Origin of the sequence: Pseudomonas sp. ES3-33, from assembly GCF_000952175.1 — a bacterium.
GTDB classification, from domain to species: Bacteria; Pseudomonadota; Gammaproteobacteria; order Pseudomonadales; family Pseudomonadaceae; genus Aquipseudomonas; species Aquipseudomonas gregormendelii.
Genome location: NZ_JZRI01000126.1, coordinates 76760 through 87004, shown reverse-complemented (window position 1 = coordinate 87004; position 10245 = coordinate 76760). Strand labels below are relative to the sequence as shown.

The following is a 10245-nucleotide window of genomic DNA, read 5'->3' as shown; positions in this document are numbered from 1 at the left end:
AGATGTGTATAAGAGACAGTTCATAAACAGTATAAATTACTGATTTATAAGGTTTTTATCATAACTTAAAAAATATACAGCTAACATTTTTCCGAAACCCACTTCTCAATGGATCCATAAATTGATTGACTGCCACCACACGGTGTCAGGTACCCCACCTGCCCGCCCATAAAAATAACAAGGGTGTCTGTCGTGATGAGTGACTTCTCAATCTGGCTCAAGCCTTGGCTTGCAGCCACCTACGTCTGCTATTCCAGCCTTACCTGTGCACAGCCTCGTTTCGAGGGCCGACCATGACCGTCGATCTCAAGAGAGTGGTGGACGAGCGCCCCATGGCGCCGTTCCAGTGGCTGGCCGTGGGCATCTGCATTGTCCTGAACATGATTGATGGCTTCGACGTGCTGGTCATGGCCTTCACGGCCTCTTCGGTGTCTGCCGAATGGGGCCTGAATGGTGCGCAGATCGGCCTGTTGTTGAGCGCCGGGCTGTTTGGCATGGCGGCGGGCTCTTTGTTCATTGCCCCATGGGCGGATCGCTTTGGTCGTCGCCCTTTGATTCTGTTTTGCTTGCTGCTCTCGGGTGTCGGGATGCTGTTGTCGGCGCTGACCCAGACGCCCTTGCAGCTGGCGCTCATGCGCGGGCTGACCGGCCTGGGCATTGGCGGGATCCTGGCCAGCAGTAATGTGATTGCCAGTGAGTACGCCAACAAGCGCTGGCGAGGATTGGCGGTGAGCCTGCAGTCCACCGGTTATGCCTTGGGCGCGACGCTTGGGGGCTTGTTGTCGGTGTGGCTGCTGACGCACTTTGGCTGGCGCTCGGTGTTCATCTTCGGTGGCGTGGTGACCTTGGCGGTGATTCCCCTGGTGCTGCTGTATTTGCCTGAGTCGCTGGATTTTCTGATCGCCCGCCGTCCCGTCAATGCCTTGGCCCGGATCAATCGTCTGGCCGCCCGCCTCGGCCAGCCCGAGCTGCGCGACCTGCCCCTCGCCATGACAGCGCCGACTTCAGGCCGCGGACGCCTGGCGCAGTTGCTCTCACCGGACTCGCGGCGCACCACGCTGCTGATCTGGCTGCTGTTCTTCCTGGTGATGTTCGGCTTCTACTTCGTGATGAGCTGGACGCCGAAGCTGCTGGTAGCGGCAGGGCTGTCGGCACAACAAGGCATCAGCGGCGGGGTGTTGTTGAGTGTTGGCGGTATTTTTGGCGCGGCATTGATTGGCGCCATGGCCTCGCGCTGGCGGCTGACTCGCGTGCTGTCGCTGTTCATGTTGGTGACCGCAGGCTTGCTGGTGTTGTTCGTCGGCTCGGCTTCATCGGTGTCAATGGCGCTCGGCCTGGGGCTGTTGATCGGCCTGTTTGCCAACGGCTGTGTGGCGGGCCTGTACGCGTTGTCGCCGATTGTCTATGACGCTTCGGTGCGCGCGACGGGGGTTGGTTGGGGCATCGGTATCGGACGCATTGGCGCGATTCTTTCGCCGACGGTCGCCGGCCTGTTGCTGGACGGCGGCTGGCAACCCCTGCACCTGTATGGGGTGTTTGCCGTGGTTTTCGTCATCGCCGCCGCTGTGCTTTTGGCACTGCGGCCTGCCGCCCAACCACAGCCTGGCACCCAGCTCAGCCAGGCCTGACACCCGTGCAAAGAGGTAGCGGGGTCGGTTCCCGCTACTGACTACATCCTTCAGGAAAACAACAATAATGACGTACCTCTCCTTCCCTCCCCGGGCTCTGCTCGGCGGTGCAATAGCGCTTGCCCTGATTCCTTCGGCGCAGGCTGAAAGCAGCGGTTTTTTCGAGGATTCGAAGACCAGCCTGACGCTGCGAAATTACTATTTCAATCGGGATTTCAACGATCCCGGCGCCAGTAAGAGCAAGATCGAGGAATGGGCCCAGGGCGCGATCCTCAAGTTCAGTTCCGGTTATACCCCTGGTGTGGTCGGCTTTGGCCTGGACGGTATAGCGATGTTTGGCGTCAAGCTCGACAGCGGCCCTCAACGCTCCGGATCGGAGCTGCTGCCGGTGCACGACGATGGTCACGCCGCTGACAACTATGGGCGCGCGGGGGTGGCGGCAAAAATGCGTGTGTCCGACACCGAGCTGATGCTCGGCGAGCTCATGCCGGATATTCCGCTGCTGCGCTACGATGACGGGCGCCTGCTGCCGCAGACCTTCCAGGGCACCACGCTGGTGTCCCGAGAGCTCCCTGGCCTGAGCCTGCAGGCAGGCCAATACACCGCCGTGAGCCTGCGTAACTCCTCGGACATGCAAGACCTCTCGGCCTGGGCGGCTCCCACCGTCATGTCGGACAGTTTCAACTACGCGGGCGCCGAATACCGTTTCAACGAACAACAAACGCTGATTGGCGCCTGGCACTCGCAACTCGAAGACATCTATCAGCAAAGCTATCTGAATCTGCTGCATAAACAGAAATTCGGTGACTGGACCCTCGGCGCGAACCTGGGCTATTTCATCGACAAGGATGACGGCAGCGCGCTTATCGGCAACGTGCAAAGCCATACCGCCTACGGGCTGTTCTCGGCCAACCTGGGTGGCCATACCCTGTATCTGGGGCTGCAAAAAGTCAGCGGCGATACCGGCTGGATGTCCGTGTATGGCAGTAGTGGGCGCACCCTGGGCAATGACATGTTCAACGGCAACTTCAGCAACGCCGATGAACGTTCCTGGCAGGCTCGGTATGACTACAACTTCGTCGCTGTCGGTATTCCCGGCCTGCAGCTGATGACCCGCTACGGTCATGGCGACAACGCGACGACCAAGGCTGGCAGCAATGGCAAGGAATGGGAGCGCGACACCGAGCTCAGCTATACCCTGCAAAGTGGCCCGCTGAAGAACCTCAGCCTGCGGGTGAACAACGCCACCAACCGCCGCAGTTTCAACAGTGACTTCGATCAGACCCGTGTGATCGTCAGCTACCCACTGTCACTCTGACCTGCGCCCAGGGGCGCCTGGCGCCCCTGCATCTCCCCCTCTCCTTGCGTTACTATGGCGACCCCTCACTGGAAGTCGCCTGCATGAGCAAACCAGGTCAAATGGTGCTGGTCGCACTGCGCAAAATGATCGCCTCGGGCGAGCTGGCGGCCGGCGAACGGCTGATGGAGATTCCGACGGCGGAACGCTTTGGCGTTTCGCGCATGCCGGTGCGCATGGCCTTTTTGACCCTGGAACAGGAAGGCTTGCTGGTGCGCCATGGCGGACGGGGCTATCAGGTACGCTCGGTGAGCGCCGACGATATCGCCGGCGCCGTGGAGGTACGCGGGGTGCTGGAGGGGCTGGCGGCGCGGCAGAGCGCCGAGCGCGGGTTGAGTGAGCAAGCGCAGGCGGCGCTGCTCGAATGCCTGGTGCAGGGCGATGCGCTGTTCGACAAAGGCTTTGTGACCGAAGAAGACCTTGAGGTATTCCATGACCTCAACATGCGTTTTCATCAGGTGATCGTCGCCAGCAGCGCCAACCCGGCCATTGCCGAAGCCCTGTCGCGCAACGACCATCGCCCTTTCGCCTCAGTGTCAGCGCTGGCGATCGATCGTGAAGACATGGCGCGTGAATACCGGCGCTTCAACTTCGCGCACATGCAACACCACTCGGTCTACGACGCGCTGGTCAGCCGCCAGGGCGCACGCGCTGAAGCCATCATGCGTGAACACGCCAACGCCACGCTGCGCTACGCCGAAGTGTTCGGAGCAATCGGTAATGGCGAGCGGGTAAAAGTCATCGCGCGCGGCGAATGACCGGCTCGTTCAGAGATCCAGCACCAATAACGCGGATTTGGCCCTCGAACAGCAGGGCGTGAACTGATCATTGGCCGCTTGCTCGTCTTCGGTGAGGAACAGGTCACGGTGATCCGGCACCCCCTCCAGTACACGGGTCAGGCAGGTTCCGCAGACGCCCTGCTCACAGGAAATGGCAATCTCGACACCGTGGCTTTCCAGCACCTGGACCACCGTCTTGTCGGCGGGAATGTCGAACACCTGCCCGCTGCTGCCAAGCTTGACCTGGAACGTCCCGTCGCCGGCGGTATCCACCGGCGCCGCGGCGAAGTATTCACGGTGCAACTGCCCATCGCTCCAGCCCTGAGCCTTGGCGCTGTCGAGTACATGCTGCATGAAGCCTGAGGGGCCGCAGACATACAGGTGCACGTCAGGCTGCGGATTGGCCAGAACCCTGGCGGCGTCCAGGCGGGAATCGGCTTGTTCATCGAAATGCAGGTGCACACGATCGGCAAAGGATGCCCCTTTGAGTCGCTCGACAAACGCCGCACGCTCACTGGAGCGAGCACAGTAGTGCAGCTCGAAATCGGCGCCGCTATGGGCCAGTTGCTCGGCCATGCACAGGATCGGGGTGATGCCGATGCCGCCGGCGAACAACAGGCTGCGCCGTCCCTCAGCCACCAGCGGGAACAGATTGCGCGGCTCACTGATCATCAGCCGATCGCCACTGTTGATCTGCTCATGCAGGCTCTGGGAACCACCGCGCGAGGCGGCGTCCCTGAGTACGCCAATCACGTAGCGATGGCGCTCTTGCGGGTGATTGCACAGCGAGTACTGGCGGATCAGTCCGCCGGGCAGGTGCACGTCGATATGGGCCCCGGCACTGAAGACGGGCAATGCCCCGCCTTGGGCACAGGTCAACTCGTAGCTGCAGATATCCAACGCTTCGTTGTTGCGGGATGACACGACGACTTCAATCATGGCGCACCTTCAAGACCGGCCACCGCAGTGGCCGCGAACAGGATCTTTGGGAGGGGACTGGCGTAGCGTTAAAGGCAATGCCCTTGGCTATTTGGCCGCTGCAATCAGCTCGACCGACGGTGCTCGTTCAAGGGCGATGAGACGTTCCAGCACGCGCCTGGACTGCACCCCTCCGGCATCGATGTTGAGCTTGAGCAAGTTGCGTTCGGGATGGGCCAGCAGGTTTTTCTGCTGCTGCTCGAGCATGTCGAGGTCTTCGCTGAAAATCTTGCCCTGGCCCTCACGAATGCTGGCGGTCAGGGCTTCGTCGCCGGGATTGAAATTGCGTGCCATGCCCCAGAAGTACCAGATCGACGTTTCGGTCTCCGGGGTGATGAAGTCGACCACGATGCTCGCGGCCTTGTGTTGCGGCTCGGCGTGGTAACCGCCCTTGCCGGCGTGGGCCACGCCCACCTCGATCAACACGTGGCTGGGCGGGCTGAAGCGGCAGATCTGCCAACGGTCTACCGGCACGTCGTCGGCCAGATTGTTGCCGCGCAGGGCCATACGCCAGAACGGCGGGGCCATGATGTTTTCCATGTGCCGCTCGGTGACCACCTCGTTGCCCTGGACGGTGGTGACCGGCGCCGCTTCATCGATCTCTTTCTGGCCGATGCTCGAGGCGTGTACGTAGGTTTCGTGGGTGAGATCCATCAGGTTATCGATCATCAGTCGATAGTCGCAATTGATATGGAACAGCCCACCGCCGTAGGCCCACTCATCACTCACAGCCCATTCCAGGTGGTGGATCAGTGCAGGATCAGCCTTGTCCTGCTCCCCAGGCCAGACCCAGATGAAGCCGTAGCGCTCTTCGACCGCGTAAGTCTTGTTGCACGGAAAACCCCGTACGCGCTGACCCGGCATTTCGACAGTCTTGCCGTCGCAGCCCATGACCAGGCCATGGTATCCACACACCAGGTTGCCGTTGTCGACATAACCAAGCGAGAGGGGTGCGCCGCGATGAGGACAAAAATCCTCGACAGCGGCAACGCGCCCCTCAAGGCCTCGATAGAAAACGATTTTCTCACCGCATATTTGCCGCCCCAGAGGCTTGGAAGCGATCTCGTCAGGGGTGCAGGCGACATACCAGGTGTTTTTCGGATACATGAAGATCTCCAGCGCAGGCTTGTTTTTATGGATCCATTAAATATGAGTATTCTCAAATCAGTCAAGCGTTAAGCCTGAACATAGGCATTAGTGGATCCATTGAGCACTGGAAAGCTCGGGAGTAGACCGTTATCAGAGTTCGAAATACCAAGGCCGCATTCTCGGATCGCAATACAAACTGATCACCGAAGAACGCGTTCGACGCTGTGGGCGTGAAGCGGTATCGGAGCAAGTGCAGGCCCGACTGGCGCAGGGGTCCGAGACCTGGGCGTTAGGTATGCACGCTCGAAGGCACGATCGTCAGAAATACCCACGATGTACACCATCAACCCGACAGTCGATATCCAGACTCTCCTGGGCTCCGTCAGCGAATCCCTGGCATCCGCCAGCGTCATCACCATGGACATCGCCGACCGCGAAACCGGCCCAAGCCGCAACGCCCTATTGGGCGTTCACCAGATTCTCATGCTGGCAGAGCTCTCGGTGAACCGGGCTCTGGATCAACTCGACCCGATCGCCTAAGCGTTCCGTTGCGTGAGATAGGGTCTGCAGGTAAACCTGTTTCGACCCCGCAAAACAAAGCCCTCAAACGAGGGCTTTGTTTGTCGAAGGCTGAAGCACCAAACCTCAGTGCCCAGCGCTCTGCCCACCGTCAACATGCAAAATCTCGCCAGTAACAAACTTGGCACTGTCCAAATACACCACAGCCTGCGAAATATCGTCGATCTCGCCCATGTGCCCCATCGGATGCAGGCTGCCCAGCGCCGCATGAGTCTCCTCACCATGCATCGGCGTCTTGATGATGCCGGGCGATACCGCATTCACCCGAATCCCGCGCTTGGCGTACTCGATGGCCAGGGATTTGGTCGCCGCGTTCAAGCCGCCTTTGGTCAACGACGCCAGTACTGAAGGCACGCCATCAATCGCATGATCGACCAGGCTGGTGGTGATGTTGACCACATGCCCTTTGCCTTGCTTTTCCATCTCGGTGATGGCGAGTTGGGTGATGTAGAAGAAGCCATTCAGGTTCACCGACAGCACGGCGGCGTAATCTTCGGCGGTGTAGTCCGTGAACGGTTTGGCGACGAAGATCCCGGCGTTGTTGACCAGGGTGTCGATGCGGCCGAAACGGGCGATGGTTTCGCGGATGACTTGTTGGGCTACTTCAGGTTCGCCGATGTCGCCGGCCACGGTGAGGATGTCCGGATCGGTGGAGGGTTTGATCGACCGCGAAGTGGCAACCACCTGGTAGTCCAGATCACGGAAGGCTTTGACCATGCCGGCGCCGAGGCCTTGGGATGCGCCAGTAATAACGATGACTTTTCTCGAATTGCTCATGATGAACCTCTACTCAGAAATGATGGTTTGAAAAGTAAGTAATCAGGCTTCAGCGGGGGCGTTGGCCATTTGTCGCAACATCTGTTCGTAGTACTCGACCGACTGTGAACCGGACACCAGGTGACGACCGTTGAGCACCATGGCCGGCACCGAGTTGATGCCGTGCTGGCGGTAAAAACCTTCCAGCTCGCGCACTTCGCTGGCGAAAGCGCCGGACGTCAGTACTTCACGTGCTCCGTCCTCATCCAGCCCGGCTTCCACCGCCAGCCGCACCAGGGTTTGCTGATCGCTGGGGTTCTGGCCCTCGGTGAAGTAGGCTCGCAGCAGGATCTTCTTCAGTGCGATTTGCCGCCCTTGCTGCAAGGCCCACAACAGCAGGCGGTGTGCATCGAAGGTGTTGTAGAAGTGGCTGCGTTTCTCCAGGTCGAACTTGAAGCCGATGGCTTCCCCGCGAGCGATTTGCATGGCCTTGCCGGCGGCGACTTCCTCGGCGGTGCGGCCATATTTGCGCATCAGGTGCTCTACGGCTTTCTCGCCGGCTGCCGGCATGTCGGGGTTCAATTCGAAGGGTTTGTAGGTGAGCTGCACCGAGACATCGTCCGCCACATTCGCGATCGCTTGCTCCAGCGCCGTGGCGCCCAGGGCGCACCAGGGGCACACCACGTCGGAGACAAAATCGACGGTGACCGAGGCGGTCATGACTTGCCCTCCTCTTCAGCCAGTTGTTTTCGGTACGCAGTGGTGGTCATGCCGGCGTAGCCCCAGTTATCGGTGTCGACTTCTTCGATCACGATGTGGGTCAGGTCCGGGCGTTTGTTGAGGACGCGTTCCAGGGTTTCAGTGATTTCGGCGATCACCTGAGCTTTCTGCTCTGGGGTAACGCCATCGCGGGTAATGCGAACGCTGACGAAAGGCATGAGGAATCTCCAGTGACCTGCCCTCGGAATGATGGGTAGGTGTTGGAGCTCAATGTAGGGCGTTGGGTGCAGGGGATAAAGATGGGGACGGGAACATCATTAGTTACGTCGGGTAATCAATCATATGGGTATCGGATACTTGTTTGAGTCCCCATGGGTCCCTGTCGCGATTTCGTCAAACCTGACATGGGCGAGACACAGCGTGCCTCAGGGGGCTTCAATCAAAACCCACAATCTAGGCCCTTCGCCGCTTGAAAATGGAATTATGGAAATTATGGCTGGCCAATAATTATTGCCCAGCCATAAAAATCACTAAAACCCGAGGCTGATTCGTGCCCCTGCAAACTGCCCTATGTCGCACATAACGCAATGAGCCCAGAACGTGTCGCAATTTTCCACTTTTTGCGACACGTTATTGGAACGTGTCGCCGCCGACGACATGTTCGCGACACGTGTTCTCGAAATACGATTTCAGCGACATGACATCCTGCGGACAAAAACCCACCGCCCAGAAATAAAAAAACCCCGAACCAGTCGGGGTTTTTTCATGTTCGAAAACTCAAATCCGCATCAGAAGATGTTGATCGGGTAATCCACGAACACACGCACTTCGTTGCCGCTGACGTTGTACTCGCTCGACTTCTGCGAAACCCGCAGGATCGAGCTGCGCAGTTTTACGCTGAGGTCTTTGGCCGGGCCGCTTTGGACGACGTATTTGAACTGGTTGAAGATTTCGCGCTCGGTACCGCCTTCGCTGGTGGAAGTGGTGATGTTGTCGCCGCGCACGTAGGCGAAGTTGTAGCTCAGGCCTGGCACGCCGAAGGTGCCGAAGTCGAGGCCGTAGCCCAGCTGCCAGCTGCGTTCGTCTTCGGCGTTGAAGTCGGACCAGTAGGAGTTCGCCAGGTAGATGGTGTTGCCGCCGTCACCCACACGACCTTGGCCGCGCTGATAGCCGCCGTAGGCATAGCCCAGGTTGCTGTCGCCGGTGCTGCGCTGGTGGGCGATGGTGAACGAGTGCGGGCCGGTGGCGAAAGTGGCCGCCAGGCTCCAGATCTTGTTGTCGTCGCCGGTGGCGCCGCTGTCACGGACGTAGGAGTCTTCCAGCTTGGTGCGATAGCCGTTGAAGTCCAGGGTCAGGGACTGATCCTTGTCGATCGGGAAGACGTAGTTGGCGTTGAGGTACTGTTTCTTCAACACGTCTTCAACGTCGGAAGCGTAGACCGCGGCCTTGAATTGCTCGGTGAACTGGTAGCTGCCGCCCAATACGTTGATCGACTTCAGGCCACCGCTGTCACGGCCTTCAGCGCTCTTGCGCGATTCGGCGGTGAAACGACCGGCGTTCAGCTCCAGGCCCTTGATCTCCTTGGAGGTGATCAGGGTGCCGGTGTAGCTTTCCGGCAGCAGGCGCGAGTTGTCGTAGCTCAGTACCGGCAGGGCCGGCATCTGGACGCCGTAGGTCAGCGTGGTGCTGGACAGGCGGAATTTGACCGCAGCGCCAGCCTTGGACAGGTCGTCAGCCGCAGCGCCGCTGTCGCCTTGTTTAAAGAAGTCGATACCGCCAGCGCCGCTGCGGCCTTTGCCGCCGTCCAGGCGCAGTGCGTAGAGGCCGAAGGCGTCAACACCGACACCAACGGTGCCTTGGGTGAAGCCGGACGAGAAGGTCCCGATGGCCGCTTGGCCCCATTCGGCCTTGTCCGGGTTGCCGTCTTTGTAGTCACGGTTCATGTAGGCGTTGCGCAGCAACACTTTGAGGCTGCTGTCTTCAACAAAACCCTTGGATTCGGCCTGGTCGTTAGCCATGGCCTGTGTAGCACTCAACATCCCCAGAGCGATCAGGCTGATACGCTTGTTCAACATTTTGTTCTTTTCCTTATAAGCGGTTAATACGCGCTGTGCCGAACGGCTGAAACGGCGCTGTTGCGCTCTTTTTTCAACGCAAAACAAAAAGGCCCGCCCACGAGAAATCGAGGCGGGCCTTTTATTATTTTGTCAGTCATGGCGGTTGGCCACAGGCGTTGGGGCGAATCCTAGCCGCGCCCTTAACGGTGTGTCAATTTGAAGAATCGTCTGTGAATAGGCGAAAAAAGTCTAAGGAATCATCAACGTAATGTTTCTGACATGATTAGTAACAATCGAACCAG

General features: G+C 59.2%; 10 protein-coding genes. 4 read left to right on the top strand and 6 right to left on the bottom strand.

All coding sequences use genetic code 11. The features are described 5' to 3' along the window. Positions 1–293: 293 nt before the first annotated feature. From UB23_RS21765 to UB23_RS21755, 3 genes are all read left to right on the top strand, one after another. The gene (locus UB23_RS21765) at positions 294–1628 is read left to right on the top strand and encodes an MFS transporter (RefSeq protein ID WP_045061352.1); all 1335 of its coding nucleotides are present in this window, start codon (positions 294–296) and stop codon (positions 1626–1628) included. 67 nt (positions 1629–1695) lie between these two features. Next, positions 1696–2946, top strand: coding sequence for an OprD family porin (locus UB23_RS21760; RefSeq protein WP_045061351.1), 1251 nt, complete (start codon positions 1696–1698; stop codon positions 2944–2946). 83 nt (positions 2947–3029) lie between these two features. After that, positions 3030–3743, top strand: coding sequence for a GntR family transcriptional regulator (locus UB23_RS21755; protein WP_045061350.1), 714 nt, complete (start codon positions 3030–3032; stop codon positions 3741–3743). A 9-nt stretch (positions 3744–3752) separates the two neighbouring features. Here the strand turns inward: UB23_RS21755 and UB23_RS21750 are convergent, their stop codons facing one another. Together UB23_RS21750 and UB23_RS21745 are read right to left on the bottom strand one after the other, a co-directional pair. Next, complete coding sequence (locus UB23_RS21750; protein WP_045061349.1) at positions 3753–4703, bottom strand: PDR/VanB family oxidoreductase; 951 nt, start codon at positions 4701–4703, stop codon at positions 3753–3755. Positions 4704–4790: 87 nt separating this feature from the next. After that, positions 4791–5849 carry an aromatic ring-hydroxylating oxygenase subunit alpha gene (locus UB23_RS21745; protein ID WP_045061348.1) on the bottom strand — a complete coding sequence of 353 codons (1059 nt, stop codon included), beginning with the start codon at positions 5847–5849 and terminating at the stop codon, positions 4791–4793. 315 nt (positions 5850–6164) lie between these two features. Here UB23_RS21745 and UB23_RS21740 point away from each other — a divergent pair, with 315 nt between their 5' ends. After that, a complete protein-coding gene (locus UB23_RS21740) occupies positions 6165–6371 on the top strand; it encodes a DUF6124 family protein (RefSeq protein WP_236695878.1) in 207 nt (68 codons plus the stop codon). Positions 6372–6476: 105 nt separating this feature from the next. Here UB23_RS21740 and UB23_RS21735 read toward each other — a convergent pair whose 3' ends face one another. The 4 genes from UB23_RS21735 to UB23_RS21720 all read right to left on the bottom strand — a co-directional run bounded on the left by UB23_RS21735 (position 6477) and on the right by UB23_RS21720 (position 9961). Continuing rightward, the gene (locus UB23_RS21735) at positions 6477–7187 is read right to left on the bottom strand and encodes an SDR family NAD(P)-dependent oxidoreductase (protein ID WP_045061346.1); all 711 of its coding nucleotides are present in this window, start codon (positions 7185–7187) and stop codon (positions 6477–6479) included. Positions 7188–7229: 42 nt separating this feature from the next. Further along, positions 7230–7886, bottom strand: coding sequence for a DsbA family oxidoreductase (locus UB23_RS21730; protein WP_045061345.1), 657 nt, complete (start codon positions 7884–7886; stop codon positions 7230–7232). After that, positions 7883–8104 carry a tautomerase family protein gene (locus UB23_RS21725; RefSeq protein WP_045061344.1) on the bottom strand — a complete coding sequence of 74 codons (222 nt, stop codon included), beginning with the start codon at positions 8102–8104 and terminating at the stop codon, positions 7883–7885. Before UB23_RS21725 ends, UB23_RS21730 begins: the two co-directional genes overlap by 4 nt. 570 nt (positions 8105–8674) lie before the next feature. Further along, a complete protein-coding gene (locus UB23_RS21720) occupies positions 8675–9961 on the bottom strand; it encodes an OprD family porin (RefSeq protein WP_045061343.1) in 1287 nt (428 codons plus the stop codon). Positions 9962–10245: the final 284 nt, after the last annotated feature.

Coding starts and splice junctions, on each gene's coding strand:
- UB23_RS21750 (WP_045061349.1), bottom strand. CDS start 4,703: ATGATTGAAGTCGTCGTGTCATCCCGCAACAACGAAGCGTTGGATATC.
- UB23_RS21755 (WP_045061350.1), top strand. CDS start 3,030: ATGAGCAAACCAGGTCAAATGGTGCTGGTCGCACTGCGCAAAATGATC.
- UB23_RS21760 (WP_045061351.1), top strand. CDS start 1,696: ATGACGTACCTCTCCTTCCCTCCCCGGGCTCTGCTCGGCGGTGCAATA.
- UB23_RS21725 (WP_045061344.1), bottom strand. CDS start 8,104: ATGCCTTTCGTCAGCGTTCGCATTACCCGCGATGGCGTTACCCCAGAG.
- UB23_RS21720 (WP_045061343.1), bottom strand. CDS start 9,961: ATGTTGAACAAGCGTATCAGCCTGATCGCTCTGGGGATGTTGAGTGCT.
- UB23_RS21730 (WP_045061345.1), bottom strand. CDS start 7,886: ATGACCGCCTCGGTCACCGTCGATTTTGTCTCCGACGTGGTGTGCCCC.
- UB23_RS21740 (WP_236695878.1), top strand. CDS start 6,165: ATGTACACCATCAACCCGACAGTCGATATCCAGACTCTCCTGGGCTCC.
- UB23_RS21765 (WP_045061352.1), top strand. CDS start 294: ATGACCGTCGATCTCAAGAGAGTGGTGGACGAGCGCCCCATGGCGCCG.
- UB23_RS21735 (WP_045061346.1), bottom strand. CDS start 7,187: ATGAGCAATTCGAGAAAAGTCATCGTTATTACTGGCGCATCCCAAGGC.
- UB23_RS21745 (WP_045061348.1), bottom strand. CDS start 5,849: ATGTATCCGAAAAACACCTGGTATGTCGCCTGCACCCCTGACGAGATC.